The following is a 21,589-nucleotide window of genomic DNA, read 5'->3' on the forward strand; positions in this document are numbered from 1 at the left end:
AATGTCCAGCAGATACGGAACTGTTTATTTGCCAGCTGAGGCATTGAGCACCTTGATGACTTTTTCGGTGATGTCATGTTTGGGATTGATGTACACCGCTTCCTGGAAAATCACGTCGTACTTCTCAGACTCAGCAACTTGTTTGACCGCACGGTTCGCACGTTCAACCACCATTTGCTGTTCTTCGTTTTTGCGGGCATTGAGATCTTCCTGAAACTCGCGACGCTTGCGCTGAAACTCGCGATCCTGATCAATCAAGGTCTTTTGGCGTGCTGTTCGCTGCGACTCAGGCAAAGTGGGCGCTTCGCGCTCAAACTTCTCTGAGGCCTGCTTCAAGGTATTTCCTGCCTCGACCAGTTCCTTCTCTCGTCGAGAAAACTCCTGCTCCAGCTTCGCCTGCGCTTGCTTGGCAGTCGCTGCTTCGCGAAAGATGCGTTCGGTATTCACAAAGCCCAACTTAAATTCCTGCGCTTGAGCAAATGATGCGAATACGCTGGCACTTGCAATCAAGGCCATGGTGAAGTGTTTGCGAATCATGGTCATTAGAAGGATGTTCCGATTTGGAATTGAAGTTGTTGGATTCTATCGCCACTCTGCTTGCGAATCGGGTTGGCATACGAAAAGCGCAATGGCCCCATGGGAGAAATCCAGCTCAAGCCGACACCTGCCGAAGCCCGCAAAGCACTGAACGCCACATCTTCAGTGTCTTTGAAGGCATAGCCTGCATCCACGAAACCAAACATACGAAGGGTTTTGTCATTGCCAGCACCGGGGAATGGCGTGATGAATTCGGCATTGAAGACCATTTTTTTGGGTCCTCCCAGGTAAATGCGCGTTGTCGTCGAACTGGGCCCCAGAGTCGACTGCTCAAAACCTCGAACACTCCCCAACCCGCCGACATAAAAGTTCTTGAAAAGTGGGTAAGGCTGTCCATTTAGGCCTTTCCCCCAACCCAAATCAGTATTGAATGCCAAAGTGTATTTTTTACTCAACGGTATGTACTGCTGGAATTGATAACTGCTACGGATATAACGCACATCGCCTGCCACGCTGACATCAGAATTGAAACGTTGCAAAGAACCACGGGTGGGCACCAAGGCACTGTCACGACCGTCACGAGCCCAACCCAAAGTCAAGGGCAAAGCCGTGCTGGTTGATCCAAATTGAGCTGCATACTCTTTGTATTCAACGGGCAAACCGAGAGTCGTTCCCTCGCGGATTTGGGTCTGCTCAACATTGAGCCCCATGAAAACCCGATCTGTTTCGGTGACAGGGACACCAAAGCGAAGACCCAGTCCCGAGTTCACCAGACTGTAAGCATTCAGATCGCCCAATAAAGGACGCGTTGTGCGGTGAAAGACATCCAAAGTTCGGGACACCCCATTTTGGGTGAAATAAGGGTCGGTCGTACTCAAGACCAAGTTCTGGTTGAACTTGCTGGTGTTGACCGAAATAGCCAGATAGTTGCCAGATCCGAAGGCATTTTCTTGCTGAATGCCAAAGCTCAGAGCCACTTTTTCTGCTGAAGAAAAACCCGCACCCAAAGAGACGCTTCCCGTGGGCTTTTCTACCACAGACAAGACCAAATCAACCTGATCGGGCGCACCGGGCACTTCTTGTGTTTCCACATTCACGCCCGTGAAATAACCCAAACGATCCACTCTGTCGCGAGACAATCGGATCTTGTCACCGTCGTACCAAGCCGCTTCAAATTGACGGAATTCACGGCGAATCACCTCATCTCGCGTGCGGTTGTTGCCCGCAACGTTGATGCGGCGAACATAAGCCCGGCGCGAGGGCTCAGCCAGCAAAACAAACTGGACACGGTTGTTTTGACGATCAATTTCAGGCTTGGCTTCTACGCGAGCAAAGGCAAAACCAAACTTGCCAAAGTAATCGGTGAACGCCTTTGTCGTTTCAGCCACTGTTTCTGCGTTGTAGGCTTGACCGGGCTTGATTTTGACCAAGGTCCTGAATTCGTCCTCTTTATCCAGGTAATTGCCTTCGAGCTTGACGCCGGAGACCACGAATCGCTCACCTTCAGACACATTGATCGTGATGGACATGTCTTGTTTGTTGGGCGACATGGCCACTTGGGTCGAATCAATGCGAAACTCCAAAAAACCCCTGGCCAGATAAAAGGACCGCAATGCCTCCAAGTCAGCATTGAGTTTGGTGCGCGAATAGCGGTCTGACTTGGTGTACCAGCTCATCCAGCCACCCGTGTCCAAATTGAATTGATCTCTCAATTCAGACTCAGTGAAGCTCTTATTGCCCACAATCTGAATTTGACTGATCTTGGCAGGCCCACCTTCGGTGATCGTAAAGGTCAGGTTGACCCGGTTTCGATCTATGGGGGTGGCAGTTGAAACGACCTCAGCGCCATAAAGGCTTCGGTTGATATATTGGCGCTTCAATTCCTGCTCGGCCTTGTCAGCAAGGGCCTTGTCAAAAGGACGCCCTTCTGACAAACCCACTTCTTTCAGCGCCTTGATCAGAACATCCTTGTCGAACTCCTTGAGTCCCACAAACTCGACAAGCGCCACGGAAGGCCTCTCTTCAACGACCACAACCAACACATCACCCTGTGTTTCTAGGCGCACATCCTTGAACAATCCCAAAGCAAAGAGCGCACGAATCGCCGCTGCGCCTTTGTCATCCGCATATTGATCGCCCACTCTAAAGGGCAGGGATGCAAACACCGTACCGGGCTCAATGCGCTGCAAACCCTCAACCCGGATATCACGCACAGTAAATGGCGTCACGGCCCAGGCAGGCAGGCACGCCAACATCGTGGTCAATGCCGCCATCGACGCAGGTTGTGAAAAGGAGCGCGTAATTGAAAAATTCATGAAGCAACCGTGGAGACATCAAGATCCATCACACACCACCCGATGGCGCCATTGATGCATCCCGAGAATTGTTAAAACAACATTTTTGCAGCAACTTTGACCACAAAAAATCTGACTCGAATCCGCTCAGCCCCCCTCTGACCAAGCACGACCGACACCCGAAAGATAATACATCAGGACACATCCCAAAAAGCAGCTTTGCATCAGCAAAGACGTGACCTGGAGCATCAAGGCTTCATGCGAGAAACGACCGCCAGGGCCGCATCACGACTGCGCCGATCCAACACCATCAAATTCTCCAAACTCTCAGGCGCCATCCAGACCAATGTATCCAAGGTACCTTGATTGACCTCGTGGATTTGATCGAAGCGGATTTGTTGCTTCAAAAACGCATCCACAGCCACTTCATTGGCCGCATTAAGAACGGCACAACTGCCCGGTGCCCCTTTCAAGGTTTCCCAAGCCAGCTTCAGTCCCGGAAACCGCTGTGCATGGTCGTGCGCATCCATGCCTTCAAAAGTCATCGCAGCCAAGGCATGGAAATCGAGGGCGGCAGCGCCTGACTCGATGCGCTCGGGCCAACTGAGTCCGTAGGCAATCGGACCACGCATGTCTGGCGTTCCCAGTTGAGCCACCACGGAATGATCACGGTACTGAACCATGGAGTGAATCACACTCTGAGGGTGAATCACCACCTCCAACTGATCAGGCTGAACGCCAAACAAATAACGGGCCTCAATGACCTCCAAGGCCTTGTTCATCATCGTGGCCGAATCCACGGATATCTTCCGACCCATGACCCAATTGGGATGCGCACAAGCCTGCTCCGGCGTGACATCTCTCAGACTCTGGGGCTCACGCGTGCGAAAAGGCCCACCCGATGCCGTCAAGATGATTTTGTGCACACGTCGCTGCCAAGTTGCCGGATCATCTGGCAATGATTGAAAAATGGCAGAGTGTTCGCTGTCAATGGGCAGCAAAGCCGCCCCGCCCTCGCGCACCGCTGACAAAAACACTTCCCCGCCCACCACCAAAGCTTCCTTGTTGGCCAGCAGCAATCTCTTGCCTGCCCGCGCAGCAGCCAGACAAGGCGACAAACCTGCTGCCCCCACAATAGCGGCCATCACCGCATCGACACCCGGGGCACTGGCCACCTCATCCAAGGCGGTCGGGCCCCAGCGCACGTCTACAGGCAAGCCCTCTGCCTTGACTTTATCGGCCAAAGCACGGCCTGCATCCTCACGGGCCATGACGGCCATGGCCGGCTTGAATTGGGCACATTGCGCCAACATCACATCCACCTGACGGGATGCAGTCAGGGCGTAAACAGAAAACCGCTCGGGATGGCGTGAAATGACATCGAGGGTGCTGGTTCCGATCGAGCCGGTCGACCCCAAAATGGTGATGTTTTGTTTGACAGTCATCTCAATCCCTTTACATCCAGGCCAGCATCATCATGGCCAAAGGCAAGGTCGGCAGCAAGGCATCCACACGGTCGAGTACGCCGCCGTGACCTGGCAACAATCCCGAACTGTCCTTCAATCCTGCGCTGCGTTTGACCAGCGACTCCACCAAATCGCCCACCACACTCATGGTGGACATGAAAAGCAAAGCAGGTATGGCCACCAACCCACCTTGCTGAAACAACAAACTGAAAAAGCTCAGATTCGTCAGACCTGCATTCTGATCAACTTGGGTCCAAACGACCGCGACAAGCAAGACACCCAACATGCCGCCTAAAACACCTTCCCAACTTTTACCGGGACTGATGCCTGGAGCCAATTTGAAGGGGACCCATCGCCCCCCCCATGCACGGCCAAAGAAATAAGCAAAAACGTCAGCAGCCCAAACCAAGACCAGAACTGAAAGCAAGAAATTGACACCCCTGTGATGGGCCTGCGCCATCGCCAGCCAAGCCAAGGCCAAAAGAAATAGACCCACGGTCCAGCGCATGCCTTGTGGCCAGCGTAACCATCCCGCCACACCTCGGTGGATCATCCAAGCCCCCAAAAGCACCCACAGCAGCCCTGCCAGCCACCAAATTGAAGCAGGCGCATGCTGCACCCAGCCCGACTGCATGGCGCCCATACACAGTAGCCAACAAATGCCTGCGCCCAACCAAGCCCCCCAAGTGCCCACGCCATTCATGCGGCCCCACTCCCAAGCACCTGCGGCGATCAAGAGCATCGTCAAGCCCATGAACGGCCCGGAATCCGAGGCGAACAGTGCAGGTAACAAAACAGCCAACATCACCAAGGCTGTGATGATTCTTTGCTTGAGCATGGTTTCTCCAAAAAAAAGGCCGCCAATCGGGCGGCCGTGCGGGCCGTGGACAGCCACGGCATCAGCTCACATTCAGACGGCCATGATTTCTTGCTCTTTGGCAGTCACCAACTGGTCGATTTCGGTCATGCGTTTGTCTGTCAGTTTCTGGACATCTGCCTCGGCACGCTTTTGATCGTCCTCAGACGCTTCCTTGTCCTTGACCAGTTTCTTCACCGATTCATTGGCATCGCGGCGCAAGTTGCGAATGGCAATCTTGCCATTCTCGCCTTCTGTGCGGGCCAGCTTGGTCATTTCCTTGCGGCGCTCTTCGCTCATGGGGGGCATGGGCACGCGGATCAGATCACCCATGGAAGCGGGGTTCAGGCCCAGCTCGCTTTCGCGGATGGCTTTTTCGATCTTGGCGCCCATGCCTTTTTCCCAAGGCTGCACGCTGATGGTGCGCGAGTCCATCAAGGACACGTTGGCCACTTGCGACAAAGGCACCATGGAGCCGTAGTAATCGACATGGATGGTGTCGAGCAAGGCCGGATTGGCACGCCCGGTGCGAATCTTGGTCAGGTTGTTTTTGAAGGCCGCAATGGATTGCTCCATTTTGGTTTCGGTTGTTTTCTTGATGTCTGCAATGGTCATGGGGTTCTCCTCGTCAGAACGGGCTCAAGCATAAACCAGGGTGCCTTCGTCCTCACCCAGCACCACGCGCTTCAAAGCGCCGTTCTTGATGATCGAAAACACCTTGATCGGCAGTTTCTGGTCGCGGCACAAGGCAAAAGCCGTGGCATCCATGATGCCTAAATTGCGCGAAATGGCCTCGTCGAAGCTGATTTCGCTGTAACGCGTGGCCAAGGGGTCTTTTTTCGGATCGGCGGTATAGACACCATCGACCTTGGTGGCCTTGAGCACCATCTCGGCACCGATCTCGGCACCGCGCAAAGCAGCCGCCGTGTCGGTCGTGAAAAACGGATTGCCCGTGCCCGCCGCGAACACCACGACCTTGCCCTCTTCGAGGTACTGCAAGGCCTTGGGGCGCACATAGGGCTCCACCACTTGGTCGATGCCAATGGCCGACATGACGCGAGCAGTCAGGCCCGCCTTGTCCAGGGCGTCTGCCAAGGCCAGGGAGTTCATCACCGTGGCCAGCATGCCCATGTAATCGGCCGTGGCACGGTCCATGCCCACAGCCCCCCCGGCCACACCGCGGAAGATGTTGCCGCCACCAATGACCACCGCCACCTGCACGCCCAACCGGTTGATCTCGGCGATCTCTTCGGCCATGCGCACGATGGTGGCGCGGTTGATGCCAAAGGCATCGTCCCCCATCAAGGCCTCGCCGGACAGCTTGAGCAAAATGCGCTTAAAGGCTGGCTTGGCTGAAGACATGAGGGGCTCCTTGGGGTTCAATGTGGACGATGGGTTGGCAAATCAGCAGGGGCGTGAACTCAGGCTGCGCCTTGAGCGGCAGCCACTTGAGCCGCCACTTCGGCGGCGAAGTCGTCGACCTTCTTCTCAATGCCTTCGCCCACCACGTACAAAGTGAATGCGCTCACGGTGGTGCCAGCGGCCTTGAGCATCTGCTCGACGGTCTGCTTGTCGTTCTTGACGAAGGACTGGTTGAACAAAGACACTTCTTTGAGGTACTTCTGCACCGAGCCTTCGACCATTTTGGTGGCGATGTCCGCAGGCTTGCCGGACTCGGCAGCCTTGGCCGCAGCGACCGAGCGCTCTTTTTCGATCAACTCGGCAGGCACTTCGGCGCTGGTCAAGGACACGGGCTTCATCGCAGCCACGTGCATGGCCACATCTTTAGCGGCAGTTTCGTCACCTTCGTACTCGACCAAAACGCCGATGCGGGTGCCGTGCAAGTAGTTGGCAATCTTGGCTGCGCCAGCGGCACGCTTGAAGCGGCGGAAGCTCATGTTCTCACCGATTTTGCCGATCAGGCCCTTGCGCACTTCTTCCAGAGTCGGGCCGAAGCCGTCTTGGCTGTAAGGCAACTCGCCCAAAGCCGCGATGTCGGCTGGGTTGTGCTCGGCCACCAGTTTTGCAGCAGCGTTGGCCAAAGCCAGGAAGCTGTCGTTCTTGGTCACGAAGTCGGTTTCGCAGTTGACTTCGATCATGGCGCCTGTGGTGCCGTTCACAAAGCTGGTCACCACGCCTTCGGCGGTCACGCGGGAAGCGGCTTTGCCAGCTTTGGTGCCCAGCTTGACGCGCAGCAACTCTTCAGCTTTGGCCATGTCGCCTTCGGCTTCGGTCAGGGCTTTTTTGCACTCCATCATGGGGGCGTCGGTTTTTGCGCGCAGTTCAGCGACCATGCTTGCGGTAATTGCAGCCATTTGATTTCTCCGTATTCAGTCTAAAAGTCAGATTAAAAAAAAGGGGCCACAAAGCCCCTTTCATCGAGTGTTGGGAACTCAGGCGGAAGCGTTGGCTTCTTCGACGAATTCGTCGGAGCCTTCGGTCACGGCCTTGACCACGTCGTTGACCGCATTGGCACGGCCTTCGATGATCGCGTCAGCGATGCCACGGGCGTACAAAGCCACGGCCTTGGCCGAGTCGTCGTTGCCGGGGATGATGTAGTCGATGCCTTCAGGCGAGTGGTTGGAGTCCACCACACCGATCAATGGGATGCCCAATTTCTTGGCTTCCGAGATGGCAATTTTGTGGTAACCCACGTCGATCACGAAAATCGCATCAGGCAAAGCCGCCATGTCCTGGATGCCACCGATGTCTTTTTCGAGCTTTTCCATCTCGCGCTTGAACATCAACTGCTCTTTTTTGCTCAGGCTGTCGAGGCCGACTTCTTGCTGAGCCTTCATATCCTTCAGACGCTTGATCGAGGTCTTGACGGTCTTGAAGTTGGTCAGCATGCCGCCCAACCAGCGCTGGTCGACGAAAGGCACGCCAGCTCGCTGGGCTTCAGCAGCCACCAGTTCACGGGCTTGACGCTTGGTGCCGACCATCAAGATGGTGCCGCGGTTGGCAGACAACTGCTTGGCGAACTTGATCGCATCCTGGAACATCGGCAGCGATTTTTCCAGGTTGATGATGTGGATTTTGTTGCGGTGCCCGAAGATGAACGGGGCCATCTTGGGGTTCCAGAAGCGGGTTTGGTGACCAAAGTGGACACCGGCTTCCAGCATTTCGCGCATGGTAACGGACATAAAAACACTCCAAAGGTTGGTTCTAAAATCCGGTCCACTGATCGCGCACAGCCTGTAAAACACTGGGCGCAACACCTTGACGGGACGGATTCGCGGATGAACTTCGCTGAGATTGAGAACTGTTTGGCGTGATGTTGAACATGACACTCAAAAGACAGCACCTGCACTCAGCAAAGCCTTAGGATTATAGCATCCTGACCCACCCGAAAGTGACCTCTCCTCATGAAAGCTGACCTGATCGCCACCCGGCAAGCCATTCGGGCCGGGTCCACAACGCCCCAAGCCCTTGCTCAAGCGTGTTTGGCTGTGGCGCAAAGCCCAGCCTGCAAGCATGCCTTCATGCAACTGACACCCGAAGCACTGCAGCAAACAGCCAGTCAGCCCCAAGTGGGCCAAAGCCCGCTCGCGGGCCTGGCGGTGTCCATCAAAGACCTGTTTGACGTTCAAGGGCAGGTCACCCAGGCCGGCTCCATCGTCCTGAAAAACCAGGCCCCGGCGCAAAAAGACTGTCTGGCCGTGGCACGTTTGCGGGCCGCTGGCGCGGGCCTGATCGGGCGCACGAACATGGTCGAATTTGCTTTTTCGGGCGTGGGCACCAACCCCCATTACGACACACCCGCCGCCTGGGACGGACTCCACGACCACGCCGTCGGCACCCACGAGCAGGCCTATGCGCCCGGCGGCTCGAGCTCCGGCGCGGCCGTCTCGGTGGCCACCGGCGCCGCTTTTATCGGTCTGGGCTCGGACACGGGCGGCTCCATCCGGGTGCCCGCTGCGCTGAACGGCATCGTGGGCTTCAAAAACACCGCCCGCTTGGTGCCCACACAAGGCGCCCTGCCCCTGTCCACCACACTCGACACCGTCTGCGCCATGACGCGCAGCGTGCGCGACGCGATTTTGGCGCACGAGGTGCTGTCGGCCAGACGCGTCCCCTTGGGGCAGCGGCCGCTGTCCGGCTACCGCATGGCGGTGGTCAGGCACCTGATGCAAGACGGCATGGACGCCACAGTGTCGCGGGCTTTTGAGCGCAGCCTGAACAGCCTGCGCGCTGCCGGGGCGCGCATCGACGAGATCCATCTGAGCGAGCTGAACGAGTTGGCCCCGATGATGAGCACCGGCGGCTTCAGCCCGGCCGAGGGCTTTGCCTGGCACCGCGAATGGCTGGAGCGGGACAGTGAACATTACGACCCACGCGTTCTGCAGCGCCTGATGCGCGGCTCGGGCATGAAAGCCCACGAGTACATGGATTTGGTGCAGGCACGTCAGCAATGGATTCGCCGCGTGGAAGCCGCCCTGGTGGGGTATGACGCCGTGCTCTCGCCCACAACCCCGATCACCGGTCCAGAAATCAGCGTCGTGGCCCCGGGGGCAGAGCGCGACTCAGAGTTCTTCCGGGTCAACGGTCTGTTGCTGCGCAACACCAGCGCCGTGAACACACTCGACGGCTGCGGCATCTCGCTGCCCTGCCATGCGCCGGGCGAACTGCCTGTGGGCTTGATGGCCTGGCACGCGGCCATGCACGACGACACCATTTTGCAGCTGGCCTTGCTGCTCGAACCCTTGTTGCAAGAGCACTGAAACCATGCACATCCTGAGCCGCTCACACGCCTGGCCAATCCTGCGGGCAGTGCAGGTGCGGCAGCTCGAACCTGCGCTGCAGGCCCTCAGCCCCACGCCCTTGATGCAAAGCGCGGGGCTGGCCTGCGCCCGGCTGGCCCTGGCCGTGGCACCGCATGCCCGGCGCATCTGGGTCGCTGCAGGTCCGGGCAACAACGGCGGTGACGGTCTGGAGGCCGCATTGAACCTGCACCAATGGGGCAAAGAAGTGGTGGTCAGCCTGGTGAGCTCGGACGGCCCAGGCCCGGCCGATGCCCAAGCGGCCGCGCAACGGGCGCAGCAGGCTGGCGTGAGCATTCAGACTGGCGTGCCCACCGAATGGCTTGCGCAGCTGGACGCACAGGACCTGTGCATTGACGCCCTGTTGGGCATCGGTGCAGCGCGCCCCTTGAGCGCCGATTTGCGGGTCTGCGTGCAGGCCATGCAAAAGGGCAAGGCGCCCGTGCTGGCCATCGATGTGCCCACCGGGCTGAACCCATACTCGGGCCAGTGGCTGGGCGACGAGAGTGGCGAGAGCGGCGACCACTTGGCTGTTCGAGCCGAACACACCCTGAGCCTCATCGCGGTGCAAGCCGGTCTGCTCATGGGGCATGGGCGCGACGCCAGCGGCCAAATTTGGCTCGATGACTTGGGCTATCGCCCCAGCCAGCACAGCGTCCCGCCTCTGGCCTGGCTCAATCAACCCTACACATCAGCACCTAAACCCCACGCCAGCCACAAAGGCAGCCACGGCGATGTGGCGGTGATCGGTGGCGAAGGCATGGCCACACACGGCATGGGCATGAGTGGCGCGGCCGTTTTGGCGGCCACAGCCGCCTTGCACGCGGGTGCGGGGCGTGTCATTTTGAGCCTGCTGTCTGGACAAGCCAGCGACAGCGCCCCACCCGATGTGATGCAACGCGAATTCAAGCGGCTGGCGCTTGAAAAACTCCATGTGGTGTGCGGCTGCGGTGGCGGTACCGCTGTTCAAGCGGTCTTGCCCGAGGTGCTGCAGCGCAGTAGCGGTCTGGTGCTGGACGCCGATGGCCTCAATGCCGTGGCGCAAGACAGCGCTCTTCAAGACGCGCTGCGCCAGCGGGCTGCGCACTCGGCACCACAAGCCACCGTCATCACACCCCACCCGCTAGAGGCCGCCCGCTTGCTGGGCTGCAATACGGCCCAGGTGCAAAACGACCGCCTCAAAGCGGCACAAGAACTGGCCGAGCGTTTCCAATGCGGCGTGGTCCTGAAGGGCTCAGGCACCGTGATCGCCGCGCCCGGACACACGCCGCGCATCAACATCACGGGCAATGGCCGACTGGCCATTGGCGGCACAGGTGATGTGCTGGCCGGGCTGGTGGGCGCGCGCATGGCGCAAGGCCAAAACACCTTTGAAGCCGCCTTCGAGGCAGCCTGCGCAGCCGTGGCGCAGCACGGCCAGGTGGCCGATGACTGGCCACCTGGCGAGGCACTCACCGCCAGCCGACTGGCACGGCGGCTGGCCTAAGCAGCGACTGACATGAACGGCCTCAGCGCCGAGGCTTGGTGGTCCTCGGGCCTTTTTTCTTGGCGGCCGCTTTTTTCACCGAAGCCTTGAGCGCCTGGATGGGTGAGCGGTTGCGCGCGGCGTCGGCCTGGCGACGGTCCTGAGCACCCCGCTTTTTGTCGCGCCCACCTTCTGCTGGGCCCAACACGCCTTTGTCGCGCATGGCCCGCGGCACCAAATCTTCGCCAAGTGTCACCAACCGGAAGTCGATCTTGCGCCCGTCCAGGTCCACCCGGCTGACCTGCACCTGCACCCGGCTGCCAATGGCGTAGCGGATGCCTGTGCGCTCGCCGCGCAACTCCTGGCGCAACTCGTCAAAGCGGAAATACTCGCCGCCCAGCTCGGTGATGTGCACCAGCCCCTCGACATACAAAGTGTCCAAGGTCACAAAGATGCCGAAGCTGGTGGCCGCAGACACCACACCGCTGTATTCCTCGCCCAAATGCTCGCGCATGTACTTGCACTTGAGCCAGGCTTCCACATCTCGACTGGCCTCGTCGGCGCGGCGCTCGTTGGCGCTGCAGTGCAGGCCCGCAGCTTCCCAAGCGCGTTGGTCGGCGGCCGACATGCGCACCCGTGGCGCAGACGATTCGGGCGCGTCGCCCTTGGCCGCGCGGCTTTTCTCCAGGCGTTTGCTCAGCTTGGCATGCGCCTCGCCGGGCACGGGCAAGCTGGGCAACGTGTATTTGCGATCCAGCAAAATCGCCTTGATGACCCGGTGCACCAGCAAATCCGGGTAGCGCCGGATTGGGCTGGTGAAGTGCGTATAAGCCTCGTAGGCCAGACCAAAGTGCCCGCTGTTGACCGGGGTGTAGATGGCCTGCTGCATCGAGCGCAACAGCATGGTGTGGATCTGCTGTGCGTCCGGGCGGTCCTTGGTCGCAAGCGCGATCTTCTGGAACTCGCTGGTGTGCGGCTCGTCGCTGATACCCATGCCCAAACCCAGCGCCTTGAGGTAATTGCGCAGGATATCTTTTTTCTCAGCCGTCGGGCCTTCGTGCACCCGGAACAAGCCGGGGTGCTTGCCCTGCTGGATGAAGTCGGCGCTGCAGACGTTGGCCGCCAGCATGGCCTCTTCGATCAAACGGTGCGCTTCGTTGCGCACGCGCGGCACGATCTTCTCAATACGGCCGCTCTCGTCACACACGATTTGCGTTTCAGTGGTTTCAAAGTCCACCGCACCGCGCACCGCGCGTGAGGCCAGCAGCGCTTTGTAAACGTCCTGCAGGTTCATCAGGTCGGTCACGCGCTCTTTACGTTTGGCCGCTTCTGGCCCGCGCGTGTTGCCCAAAATGGCGGCCACTTCGGTGTAGGTAAAGCGTGCATGGCTGTGCATCACTGCCGGGTAAAACTGGTAGGCGTGCACATCGCCTTTGGCGTTGACGAGCATGTCACAGACCATGCACAAACGGTCCACGTCGGGGTTGAGCGAGCACAGGCCGTTGGACAATTTTTCGGGCAGCATGGGGATCACGCGGCGCGGGAAATACACGCTGGTAGCCCTGTCGTAGGCATCGATGTCAATGGCACTGCCGGTTTGCACATAGTGGCTCACGTCGGCAATCGCCACCAGCAAACGCCAACCCTTACCTCGGCCCACCTTGGCCGGTTCGCAATACACGGCGTCGTCAAAGTCGCGGGCGTCTTCACCGTCGATCGTGACCAAGGGCACATCGCGCAAATCCACGCGGTCCTTGCGGTCCTTGGCCAGGACTTTGTCGGGCAGGCCTTTGGCTTGGTCTATGCATTCGGCAGAGAACTCATGCGGCACGCTGTATTTGCGCACCGCGATTTCGATCTCCATGCCCGGGTCGTCGATCTCGCCCAGCACTTCTTTGACGCGGCCCACAGGTTGCCCGAACAAGGCAGGCGGCTCGGTCAACTCGACCACCACCACCTGGCCCGGCTTGGCCGTGCCCGTGGCCCCTTTGGGGATCATCACGTCCTGGCCGTAGCGTTTGTCCTCGGGCGCCACCAGCCACAAGCCACCTTCTTGGAGCAAGCGTCCGATGATGGGTTGCTCGGGGCGCTCTGTGATCTCGACCACGCGTCCTTCAGGGCGTCCTTTGCGGTCTTGTCGAACCACTCGCACCCTCAGACGATCTTTGTGCAGCACCGCACGCATTTCGTTCGGCGGCAGGTAAATGTCTGATTCACCATCGTCGCGAATCAAAAAGCCATGACCATCGCGATGCCCTTGCACCTGACCTTCAATTTCTTCCAGCATCCCGCTGGTTGGAGCTAATTTTTTAATATACAATCCTTGGATTCCTGAGATGCCCAGATGGCGGAATTGGTAGACGCACTAGTTTCAGGTACTAGCGCTGAGAGGCGTGGAGGTTCGAGTCCTCTTCTGGGCACCAATCTTATACAAGTATGAGATCAAAAAAGCCGATGACCACAAGTCATCGGCTTTTTTATTGCCCAGATTTTCCAGATTCAAAAACTGCATGCTTTTTTCAAGTGAAGGGCCATAAGCACTCTTGCGTGCCCTATAATTCAAGGCTTCCTGAGATGCCCAGATGGCGGAATTGGTAGACGCACTAGTTTCAGGTACTAGCGCTGAGAGGCGTGGAGGTTCGAGTCCTCTTCTGGGCACCAAATCCAAACAATCAAAAGCCGTTGATCCTTGATCAATGGCTTTTTTGTTGCCCGCATCGAATGCATGCACGACATGGCTGCAACTGCCCGACCCCAAGTCAAGCAGCCGCAGACACATCAAACCGGCACCCCCACCAGATCATGGCCTTCCACGCCCACAATGCGGGCACGGGTGAATTCACCCACCTTGAGCGTTTTGCTGATCTTCTCAGGAGGCAGCAAACGCACCACGCCATCGATCTCGGGGGCATCACCAAAGCTGCGCCCCACCCCGCCGCGTCGGCCCATGGCCGGCGCGCTGTCCACCAGCACCTGCATGGTCGCGCCCACGCGTTGTTGCAAGCGGGCGATCGACACCTCTTCGGCCACCGCCATGAAGCGGGCGCGGCGCTCTTCACGCAGTGCCTCGGGCAGCATGCCAGGCAAGTCGTTGGCCGTTGCGCCCTTGACCGGGCTGTAGGCAAAACACCCCGCGCGGTCGATTTGCGCTTCGCGCAAAAAGCCCAGCAGATGCTCAAACTCTTCTTCGGTCTCTCCCGGAAAACCGGCAATGAAGGTGCTGCGTATCACCAACTCGGGGCACAACTCGCGCCAGCGCTGGATGCGCTCCAGGTTTTTTTCGCCACTGGCCGGACGCTTCATGAGGCGCAGCACATCGGGGTGGCTGTGCTGAAACGGCACATCCAAATAAGGCAACACCAGGCCCTGCGCCATCAAAGGAATGATGTCGTCCACGCTCGGATAAGGGTAGACATAGTGCAACCGCACCCAGGCACCGTGCTCGCGGGCCATCTCGCCCAAGGTCTGCACCAGCTCCAGCATGCGGGTCTTGACCGGTTTGCCGTCCCAAAAACCCGTGCGGTATTTCACATCCACGCCGTAGGCCGAAGTGTCTTGGCTGATCACCAGCAGTTCTTTGACGCCGCCTTCAAACAAGGCCTTGGCTTCTTTGAGCACATCGCCAATCGGGCGCGAGACCAGATCGCCCCGCATCGACGGGATGATGCAAAAGGTGCAGCGGTGGTTGCAGCCTTCGCTGATTTTCAAATACGCGTAGTGGCGTGGCGTGAGCTTGAGGCCCGCTTCGCCAAAGCCACCGGGCACCAAATCCAGAAACGGGTCATGGGGTTTGGGCAGGTGTGTGTGCACCGCGTCCATCACCTCTTGGGTGGCGTGCGGCCCAGTCACGGCCAACACACTGGGGTGCATTTCCCGCACCATGTTGCCACCGCCCTCACCTGTTTTGGCGCCCAGGCAACCGGTCACGATCACTTTGCCGTTCTCGTTCAGGGCTTCGGCAATCGTGTCCAGGCTTTCCTGAATGGCTTCGTCAATGAAGCCACAGGTGTTGACGATGACAAGGTCAGCGCCCTCAAAAGTCTTGGAAGTCTGGTAGCCCTCGGCGCTCAGCTGGGTGAGGATCAGCTCGGAATCGGTCAGCGCTTTGGGACAACCCAAGCTGACAAACCCCACTTTGGGGGCGGGCTGGCTGGCAGGCAAGGAGGCGGTAGGGGTCATTTCACTCATCCCCGCATTGTCCCCGCAAAAACGACCGGCTTGTGACAAAAGGGGTTTGAAGTGGGCTTGAAGCGCCCATCAAGTCCTCAAACCCATGACGCCCAAGAGCTGTTCGGTATTCTTCTGGATCTGCTTTTGCATTTGGTCCTGCATTTGCGCCATCACGTTTTGCGAGGGGTTGGCCAGACCAGAAAACATGTTGTGCATCAAAGGCGTTTGCCACTGCATGAACTGCGACCACACTTCCGGGCTCAGGGCCGGGCTGGACTCGCCCAGCTTGCTTTGCCAGTCCATGAAGGACTGGACATGGTTTTCCAAATAAGAGCCCATGTGGCCCTGCATGGCGTGGCCATAAAAACGGATGATGTTGGACAGCACCGCTTCGCTGAACATGGGCACGCCCGCAGACTCCTCTTCCAAAATGATCTGCAGCAAGATGGAACGCGTCAGGTCTTCGCCGCTTTTGGCATCCAGCACCACCAAAGGTGAAGCGGCCATGACCAGCTTCTTGATCTCGGCCAAAGTCACGTAGGTAGAAGTTTGCGTATCGTACAAACGCCGATTGGGGTATTTTTTGATCGTCCGAACGGCTCCGGCTGCGGGCGGCGAATCGGGTGTGCGCACCTTCTGGGAAGTCCGAGGGGGCTTGGTCGAATTGACAGACTTGACTGAGGGCTTGACCGGCAAAGAAAACTCCTGGTGACAGGCAGACCATGAGAAATCTGCTGCAATGCACCATTTTAGGCACACACTTTGGGGCTTGTCGCCTTGGTTAACCCTGAGCTTTTCGAGTGTCAAGCCAGCGCCTGAAACCCTGGAATGGGTGCATTTTTCTTGCACCACCAGCCGATTCAACCTCTTTACCTGCGAAAATAGACAGCTATGTTCACCGGAATCATCACCGGCGTGGGGCGAATCGTCGCCACCCACGACCTGGGTCGCTCTTTACACCACGGCAAGCGCCTCACCATCGAGGCCCCCGCCGGGTACCTTGACGATGTGGGCCTGGGCGACAGCATCGCCCTCAACGGCGCTTGCATGACCGTCACCACCTTCAGCCCCGAGAGCCGTCAGTTCACCATCGACATCTCGGCCGAATCACTGGATAAAACCAGTGGCTTGGACCAGCAAGGCACCGTCAACCTCGAAAAAGCGTTGCGCGCCCACGACCGTTTGGGCGGGCACATCGTGTCCGGCCATGTCGACGGTGTGGGCCAAATCAGCCATTTCGAGCAGATCGGTGAAAGCTGGGAGTTGCGCATTCTGGCCCCGCTCGCGCTGGCCAAATACCTGGCCTACAAAGGCTCGATCACCGTCAACGGGGTGAGCCTCACCGTCAACCGCGTTACAGATCTGGCCGATGGCTGCGAGGTCAGCATCAACCTGATTCCCCACACCGTGGACAACACCGCCCTCGGCAGCCTGAAAGCAGGCAGCCGGGTCAACCTCGAAATCGACACCGTGGCCCGCTACGTGGAGCGCATGCTCAGCGCAGGCCTGATCCAGAAAGACCCCGCATGAACGCCCCAGCGCAATTGACACCCGTGGCGATCTCGCCCGTCGAAGAGATCGTGGCCGAGATGAAAGCAGGCCGCATCGTGATCCTGGTCGATGAAGAAGACCGCGAAAACGAAGGCGATCTGGTCCTGGCCTCTGACCACGTCACCCCAGAAGCCATTAACTTCATGGCCCGCTTTGGCAGGGGTTTGATTTGCCTCACGCTCACACGCGAGCGCTGCGAATTCTTGAAGCTCCCGCCCATGGCGGCCCGCAACGGCACCGTCTACAGCACGGCGTTTACCGTGTCGATTGAAGCCGCCGAAGGCGTGACCACCGGCATCTCGGCCGCCGACCGTGCCCGCACGGTGCAAGCGGCCGTGGCCAAGACCAGCCAGCCCACCGACCTGGTGCAACCCGGCCACATCTTCCCGCTGCAAGCGGTGGATGGCGGCGTGCTCATGCGTGCCGGCCACACCGAAGCCGGTTGCGACCTGGCCGCCATGGCTGGCTGCAGCCCCTCATCTGTGATCTGCGAGATCATGAAGGACGACGGCACCATGGCCCGCCTGCCCGATCTGCAAATCTTCGCGGCCGAGCACGGCCTGAAAATCGGCACCATCGCCGACCTGATCGAGTACCGCAGCCGCAACGAATCACTCGTCGAGCGCATTGGCAGCCGCACACTGCAAACCGCGCACGGCGAATTCACCGCCCACGCTTTTCGCGACCAGCCCAGCCAAACCGTGCATCTGGCCCTGGTCAAAGGCCAATGGTCGGCCGACGCGGAAGTGGCCGTGCGCGTGCACGAGCCGCTGTCGGTGCTCGACGCGTTGGAAGTCAACCGCGCCATGCATTCCTGGGGTCTGGACGCCAGCCTCAGCTACATCAACGCCCAAGGCTGTGGCGTGGCGGTGCTGCTCAACTGCGGCGAGTCGGCAGACCAATTGCTGGCACAGTTTGAAGGCCGCGCCCGCTCGGCCCAAGCGCCCGAGCGCGGCAAGATGGACCTGCGCACCTATGGCGTGGGCGCACAAATTTTGCGCGAATGCGGCGTGCACAAAATGCGCCTCATGGGCCAACCCCGCCGCATGCCCAGCATGACCGGCTACGGCCTCGAAATCACCGCTTACATCCCCAAGGAATAAACATGCTCGAAGCCAACAAAGGCCAGGCCGAAGAACTCGACGGCCAATTTCTGCACATCGGCATCGTGCAAGCCCGCTTCAACGAAGACATCACCAACGCCCTGGCCAAAGCCTGCATCGCAGAGCTCGAAGCCTTGGGCGTGACCAGCATCGACCACGTCATGGTGCCCGGTGCCTTGGAAGTGCCCGTGGCCCTGCAGGCCATGGCCGAGCGGGCCGAGTACGACGCGCTGATCGCGCTGGGCTGCATCATCCGTGGCGAGACCTACCACTTTGAGCTGGTGGCCAACGAATCCGGTGCGGGCGTGAGCCGCGTGGCACTCGACTACAACCTGCCGATCGCCAATGCCATCTTGACCACCGAAAACCTCGAACAAGCCATCGTGCGCCAGACCGAAAAAGGTCGCGATGCGGCCCGCGTGGCGGTCGAGATGGCCTGCATCATGGACGACCTGTCGGCCGACATGGCCGAGCTGGCCGATGATCTGGACGACGAAGAGACCACCCGATGACCGAAGCCACCTCCACACCGGGCACCACAGACGCAGGCCAAAAGCCTGCCCCAGCCCCAGTAGCTGGCACGCGCAAGTCGTCCGCCAAACCAGCCCGCAGCCGCTCGCGCGAATTCGCCCTGCAGGCGCTGTACCAGCACTTGGTGGGTCGCAACGAAGCGGCAGACATCGATGTCTTTACACGTGATTTGTCGGGTTTTCACAAAGCCGACTCGGCCCACTATGACGCCCTGCTGTACGGCTGCGTCGAGCAAGCCCAGGCCCTTGACGCCCTGATCGCGCCCAAGCTGGACCGCAGCTTTGCCGAAATCTCGCCCGTTGAGCGGGCCATCATGTGGATTGGCGTTTACGAAATGCAGCACTGCCTGGACGTGCCCTGGCGTGTGGTGCTCAACGAATGCATCGAGCTGGCCAAGGACTTTGGCGGCACCGACGGGCACAAATACGTGAACGCCGTGCTGAACGGCCTGGCCCCTGAATTGCGCAGCGCCGAAGTGCAGGCCGACCGCCAATCCGGCCGCGCCAAATAAAAGCCCACACCATGCGCATCTCTGAGCGAGCCGAGCGGATCGAGCCCTTTTGGGTCATGGAAGTGGCCAAGGCCGCTTCGCAAAAAGCCCGCGAGGTCGCGCACACCGACCGGCCCGTGGTGTTTCTGAACATTGGCGAACCCGACTTCACCGCCCCACCCCGCGTGCAAGCCGCTGCGCAGGCCGTGGTCGCCTCTGGCCAAACCCAATACACCCCCGCGCTGGGCCTGGACGCCCTGCGCCAAGCCATCAGCGGCTGGTACACGCAGCGTTTTGGCATCCAAGTGCCCGCCAGCCGCATCGTGGTCACCGCGGGTGCGTCGGCGGCTTTGCAACTGGCCTGCATGGCTCTGATTGACCGGGGCGATGAAATCCTCATGCCTGACCCCAGCTACCCCTGCAACCGCCACTTTGTGAGTGCAGCAGAAGGCACTGCGGTCTTGCTGCCCACCACTGCCGAAGAGCGCTTTCAATTGAGCGCTGCCAAAGTGGCCACCGCTTGGGGGGGCAACACCCGAGGCGTCTTGCTGGCATCGCCCTCCAACCCCACAGGCACCTCAATTGACCCGGCCGAGCTGGCCCGCATCATCGATGTGGTGCGCAGCCACGGCGGCATCACGCTGATCGACGAGATTTACCTCGGCCTGAGCCACGACGACCAGTTCGGCCAAAGTGCCCTTGCCCTGGGCGATGACGTCATCAGCATCAACAGCTTCAGCAAATACTTCAACATGACCGGCTGGCGCTTAGGCTGGCTGGTGGTGCCTGAGCAGCTGACACCCGTGCTGGAGCGCTTGGCACAAAACCTGTTCATTTGCGCCAGCACCGTGGCGCAACAAGCGGCCCTGGCCTGCTTTGAGCCCGAGAGCCTGGCGGAATACGAACGCCGCAGGGCCGAATTCAAGGCGCGGCGTGACTACTTCATCCCGGCACTGAACGAGTTGGGCCTCACGGTGCCTGTGGCGCCCGATGGCGCGTTTTACGCCTGGGCCGACTGCAGCGCCGCCTGCCAAAAGCTGGGCCTCAAAGACAGTTGGGACTTCGCCTTTGCCGCGCTGGAAAACGCCCATGTGGCCATCACGCCGGGACGCGACTTTGGCACCGACCAAACTGCGCGCTTTGTGCGCTTTTCCACCGCCAACTCGATGGCCGAATTGCAAACCGCCATCGCCCGCCTGAAAGCCTGGTTGCAGCCATGAACAGCACCAGCCTCATGACCGAACAGCGCATCATCCCCAGCGTTTTTGAACACCCCATCCGCATCTACTGGGAAGACACCGACGCGGGCGGCATCGTGTTTTATGCCAACTACCTCAAGTTTTTTGAGCGGGCCCGTACCGAATGGCTGCGCGCCTTGGGCTTTGGCCAGCAAGTGCTGCGCGACCAATCGGGCGGCATGTTTGTCGTGTCTGAAACTGCCGTCAAATACCACTCGCCCGCCCGGCTGGATGACACCCTGGTCGTGACCGCCGAGCTGCAAACCGGCGGCAAAGCCAGCCTGACCATTGCCCAGCGTGCCTACCTGCGCACATTGGGCCAAGCTGACCGACTCCTGGCCGAAGGCACGATTCGCCTGGGCTGGGTCGACAGCCACACCTTGAAACCCGGCCGCATCCCGGTCCCTGTTCTGGAAGCCCTGAAATGAACCAAGACATGTCCATCGTCTCGCTGCTGTTGCACGCCAGTTTTGTCGTGCAACTGGTGGTGCTCATTTTGCTCAGCATCTCGGTGGCCAGCTGGGCCGCCATCGTGCGCAAGCTCACGGCTATCAAACGCATCAAAAACCTGAACGAAGAGTTTGAGCGTGTGTTTTGGTCGGGCACCAGCCTCAACGAGCTGTTCAATGCCGCCAGCCAGAACGCCAAGCTGTCCGGCCCCATGGAACGCATTTTTGCCAGCGGCATGCGCGAATACCAAAAACTGCGCGAGCGCCGCATCACCGACGCGGGCACCTTGCTGGACGGCGCACGCCGCGCCATGCGGGCCAGCTTCCAGCGCGAAATGGATGTGGCCGAATCGCAACTGGCTTTCCTGGCTTCGGTGGGTTCGATCTCGCCCTACGTGGGCTTGTTTGGCACCGTGTGGGGCATCATGCACGCCTTCACCGGGCTGGCCAGCTTGCAGCAAGTCACGCTGGCGGTGGTGGCACCGGGCATCGCCGAAGCACTGGTCGCCACCGCCATTGGCCTGTTTGCCGCGATCCCGGCGGTGCTCGCCTACAACCGCTTCTCGCACGATGTAGACCGCATAGCCATCAAGCTGGAAACCTTCATCGAAGAGTTCTCCAACATCCTGCAACGCAGCCTGGGCGGCACCAGTGGCTCGGCCTCCGGCCACTGAAAGGA

General features: G+C 59.4%; 20 protein-coding genes and 2 tRNA genes. 11 read left to right on the top strand and 11 right to left on the bottom strand.

Annotation, left to right across the window (positions count from 1 at the left end; genetic code table 11):
- Positions 1–24: 24 nt before the first annotated feature.
- From AMM33_RS05410 to rpsB, 8 genes are all read right to left on the bottom strand, one after another.
- Positions 25–537, bottom strand: coding sequence for an OmpH/Skp family outer membrane protein (locus AMM33_RS05410; RefSeq protein ID WP_228767976.1), 513 nt, complete (start codon positions 535–537; stop codon positions 25–27).
- 5 nt (positions 538–542) lie between these two features.
- A complete protein-coding gene (gene bamA / locus AMM33_RS05415) occupies positions 543–2,810 on the bottom strand; it encodes an outer membrane protein assembly factor BamA (RefSeq protein WP_090139361.1) in 2,268 nt (755 codons plus the stop codon).
- A 269-nt stretch (positions 2,811–3,079) separates the two neighbouring features.
- Positions 3,080–4,276 (bottom strand): 1-deoxy-D-xylulose-5-phosphate reductoisomerase, encoded by a 1,197-nt coding sequence (gene ispC / locus AMM33_RS05420; RefSeq protein WP_090139362.1) that lies wholly within the window; start codon positions 4,274–4,276, stop codon positions 3,080–3,082.
- A 10-nt stretch (positions 4,277–4,286) separates the two neighbouring features.
- Positions 4,287–5,135, bottom strand: a complete 849-nt coding sequence (locus tag AMM33_RS05425) for a phosphatidate cytidylyltransferase (protein ID WP_090139363.1) — start codon at positions 5,133–5,135, stop codon at positions 4,287–4,289.
- A gap of 72 nt (positions 5,136–5,207) precedes the next feature.
- Positions 5,208–5,768: a ribosome recycling factor gene (gene frr, locus AMM33_RS05430; protein ID WP_090139364.1), complete on the bottom strand. Its 561-nt coding sequence runs from the start codon at positions 5,766–5,768 to the stop codon at positions 5,208–5,210.
- 24 nt (positions 5,769–5,792) lie between these two features.
- Positions 5,793–6,515 carry a UMP kinase gene (pyrH, locus tag AMM33_RS05435; protein WP_090139365.1) on the bottom strand — a complete coding sequence of 241 codons (723 nt, stop codon included), beginning with the start codon at positions 6,513–6,515 and terminating at the stop codon, positions 5,793–5,795.
- Between the two features lie 59 nt (positions 6,516–6,574).
- Positions 6,575–7,468: a translation elongation factor Ts gene (tsf, locus tag AMM33_RS05440; RefSeq protein ID WP_053176622.1), complete on the bottom strand. Its 894-nt coding sequence runs from the start codon at positions 7,466–7,468 to the stop codon at positions 6,575–6,577.
- A 78-nt stretch (positions 7,469–7,546) separates the two neighbouring features.
- Positions 7,547–8,296, bottom strand: a complete 750-nt coding sequence (rpsB, locus tag AMM33_RS05445) for a 30S ribosomal protein S2 (RefSeq protein WP_062405026.1) — start codon at positions 8,294–8,296, stop codon at positions 7,547–7,549.
- Positions 8,297–8,518: 222 nt separating this feature from the next.
- Between rpsB and AMM33_RS05450 the strand changes: the two genes are divergently transcribed.
- A complete protein-coding gene (locus AMM33_RS05450; RefSeq protein ID WP_090139366.1) occupies positions 8,519–9,874 on the top strand; it encodes an amidase in 1,356 nt (451 codons plus the stop codon).
- Positions 9,875–9,878: 4 nt separating this feature from the next.
- Complete coding sequence (locus AMM33_RS05455) at positions 9,879–11,399, top strand: NAD(P)H-hydrate dehydratase (protein WP_090139367.1); 1,521 nt, start codon at positions 9,879–9,881, stop codon at positions 11,397–11,399.
- 22 nt (positions 11,400–11,421) lie between these two features.
- Here the strand turns inward: AMM33_RS05455 and rnr are convergent, their stop codons facing one another.
- Positions 11,422–13,665, bottom strand: a complete 2,244-nt coding sequence (gene rnr, locus AMM33_RS05460; RefSeq protein ID WP_090139368.1) for a ribonuclease R — start codon at positions 13,663–13,665, stop codon at positions 11,422–11,424.
- Between the two features lie 51 nt (positions 13,666–13,716).
- Here rnr and AMM33_RS05465 point away from each other — a divergent pair.
- Together AMM33_RS05465 and AMM33_RS05470 are read left to right on the top strand one after the other, a co-directional pair.
- Positions 13,717–13,801, top strand: a tRNA-Leu gene (locus AMM33_RS05465).
- A gap of 153 nt (positions 13,802–13,954) precedes the next feature.
- A tRNA-Leu gene (locus AMM33_RS05470) sits at positions 13,955–14,039 on the top strand.
- Positions 14,040–14,156: 117 nt separating this feature from the next.
- Here AMM33_RS05470 and rimO read toward each other — a convergent pair.
- Together rimO and phaR are read right to left on the bottom strand one after the other, a co-directional pair.
- Positions 14,157–15,566, bottom strand: a complete 1,410-nt coding sequence (rimO, locus tag AMM33_RS05475; RefSeq protein WP_090139369.1) for a 30S ribosomal protein S12 methylthiotransferase RimO — start codon at positions 15,564–15,566, stop codon at positions 14,157–14,159.
- Positions 15,567–15,635: 69 nt separating this feature from the next.
- Positions 15,636–16,181, bottom strand: coding sequence for a polyhydroxyalkanoate synthesis repressor PhaR (phaR, locus tag AMM33_RS05480; protein ID WP_090139568.1), 546 nt, complete (start codon positions 16,179–16,181; stop codon positions 15,636–15,638).
- A 258-nt stretch (positions 16,182–16,439) separates the two neighbouring features.
- Here phaR and AMM33_RS05485 point away from each other — a divergent pair, with 258 nt between their 5' ends.
- Genes AMM33_RS05485 through tolQ form a run of 7 tightly spaced genes read left to right on the top strand, consistent with a single transcriptional unit; the run spans position 16,440 to position 21,584 of the window.
- Positions 16,440–17,078 carry a riboflavin synthase gene (locus tag AMM33_RS05485; RefSeq protein ID WP_090139370.1) on the top strand — a complete coding sequence of 213 codons (639 nt, stop codon included), beginning with the start codon at positions 16,440–16,442 and terminating at the stop codon, positions 17,076–17,078.
- Positions 17,075–18,202, top strand: a complete 1,128-nt coding sequence (ribBA, locus tag AMM33_RS05490) for a bifunctional 3,4-dihydroxy-2-butanone-4-phosphate synthase/GTP cyclohydrolase II (RefSeq protein WP_090139371.1) — start codon at positions 17,075–17,077, stop codon at positions 18,200–18,202. The genes AMM33_RS05485 and ribBA overlap by 4 nt, the downstream gene beginning before the upstream one ends.
- Before the next feature lie 2 nt (positions 18,203–18,204).
- The gene (gene ribH, locus AMM33_RS05495) at positions 18,205–18,714 is read left to right on the top strand and encodes a 6,7-dimethyl-8-ribityllumazine synthase (RefSeq protein ID WP_090139372.1); all 510 of its coding nucleotides are present in this window, start codon (positions 18,205–18,207) and stop codon (positions 18,712–18,714) included.
- The gene (gene nusB / locus AMM33_RS05500; protein ID WP_090139373.1) at positions 18,711–19,244 is read left to right on the top strand and encodes a transcription antitermination factor NusB; all 534 of its coding nucleotides are present in this window, start codon (positions 18,711–18,713) and stop codon (positions 19,242–19,244) included. The genes ribH and nusB overlap by 4 nt, the downstream gene beginning before the upstream one ends.
- 11 nt (positions 19,245–19,255) lie before the next feature.
- Positions 19,256–20,443 (top strand): pyridoxal phosphate-dependent aminotransferase, encoded by a 1,188-nt coding sequence (locus tag AMM33_RS05505; RefSeq protein ID WP_090139374.1) that lies wholly within the window; start codon positions 19,256–19,258, stop codon positions 20,441–20,443.
- Positions 20,440–20,889 (top strand): YbgC/FadM family acyl-CoA thioesterase, encoded by a 450-nt coding sequence (locus tag AMM33_RS05510; RefSeq protein WP_228767970.1) that lies wholly within the window; start codon positions 20,440–20,442, stop codon positions 20,887–20,889. The genes AMM33_RS05505 and AMM33_RS05510 overlap by 4 nt, the downstream gene beginning before the upstream one ends.
- A complete protein-coding gene (tolQ, locus tag AMM33_RS05515) occupies positions 20,886–21,584 on the top strand; it encodes a protein TolQ (protein WP_090139375.1) in 699 nt (232 codons plus the stop codon). Before AMM33_RS05510 ends, tolQ begins: the two co-directional genes overlap by 4 nt.
- Positions 21,585–21,589: the final 5 nt, after the last annotated feature.

The organism is Limnohabitans sp. DM1 (assembly GCF_001269385.1).
GTDB lineage: Bacteria > Pseudomonadota > Gammaproteobacteria > Burkholderiales > Burkholderiaceae_C > Limnohabitans_A.

Bases quoted from the DNA above. Each gene is read 5' to 3' on its own strand.
- AMM33_RS05425 (WP_090139363.1), bottom strand. From the start codon at position 5,135: ATGCTCAAGCAAAGAATCATCACAGCCTTGGTGATGTTGGCTGTTTTG.
- ribH (WP_090139372.1), top strand. From the start codon at position 18,205: ATGCTCGAAGCCAACAAAGGCCAGGCCGAAGAACTCGACGGCCAATTT.
- frr (WP_090139364.1), bottom strand. From the start codon at position 5,768: ATGACCATTGCAGACATCAAGAAAACAACCGAAACCAAAATGGAGCAA.
- AMM33_RS05510 (WP_228767970.1), top strand. From the start codon at position 20,440: ATGAACAGCACCAGCCTCATGACCGAACAGCGCATCATCCCCAGCGTT.
- tolQ (WP_090139375.1), top strand. From the start codon at position 20,886: ATGAACCAAGACATGTCCATCGTCTCGCTGCTGTTGCACGCCAGTTTT.
- AMM33_RS05410 (WP_228767976.1), bottom strand. From the start codon at position 537: ATGATTCGCAAACACTTCACCATGGCCTTGATTGCAAGTGCCAGCGTA.
- AMM33_RS05450 (WP_090139366.1), top strand. From the start codon at position 8,519: ATGAAAGCTGACCTGATCGCCACCCGGCAAGCCATTCGGGCCGGGTCC.
- rpsB (WP_062405026.1), bottom strand. From the start codon at position 8,296: ATGTCCGTTACCATGCGCGAAATGCTGGAAGCCGGTGTCCACTTTGGT.
- ispC (WP_090139362.1), bottom strand. From the start codon at position 4,276: ATGACTGTCAAACAAAACATCACCATTTTGGGGTCGACCGGCTCGATC.
- AMM33_RS05485 (WP_090139370.1), top strand. From the start codon at position 16,440: ATGTTCACCGGAATCATCACCGGCGTGGGGCGAATCGTCGCCACCCAC.
- ribBA (WP_090139371.1), top strand. From the start codon at position 17,075: ATGAACGCCCCAGCGCAATTGACACCCGTGGCGATCTCGCCCGTCGAA.
- rnr (WP_090139368.1), bottom strand. From the start codon at position 13,665: ATGCTGGAAGAAATTGAAGGTCAGGTGCAAGGGCATCGCGATGGTCAT.
- AMM33_RS05505 (WP_090139374.1), top strand. From the start codon at position 19,256: ATGCGCATCTCTGAGCGAGCCGAGCGGATCGAGCCCTTTTGGGTCATG.
- bamA (WP_090139361.1), bottom strand. From the start codon at position 2,810: ATGGCGGCATTGACCACGATGTTGGCGTGCCTGCCTGCCTGGGCCGTG.
- pyrH (WP_090139365.1), bottom strand. From the start codon at position 6,515: ATGTCTTCAGCCAAGCCAGCCTTTAAGCGCATTTTGCTCAAGCTGTCC.
- rimO (WP_090139369.1), bottom strand. From the start codon at position 15,566: ATGAGTGAAATGACCCCTACCGCCTCCTTGCCTGCCAGCCAGCCCGCC.
- AMM33_RS05455 (WP_090139367.1), top strand. From the start codon at position 9,879: ATGCACATCCTGAGCCGCTCACACGCCTGGCCAATCCTGCGGGCAGTG.
- tsf (WP_053176622.1), bottom strand. From the start codon at position 7,468: ATGGCTGCAATTACCGCAAGCATGGTCGCTGAACTGCGCGCAAAAACC.
- nusB (WP_090139373.1), top strand. From the start codon at position 18,711: ATGACCGAAGCCACCTCCACACCGGGCACCACAGACGCAGGCCAAAAG.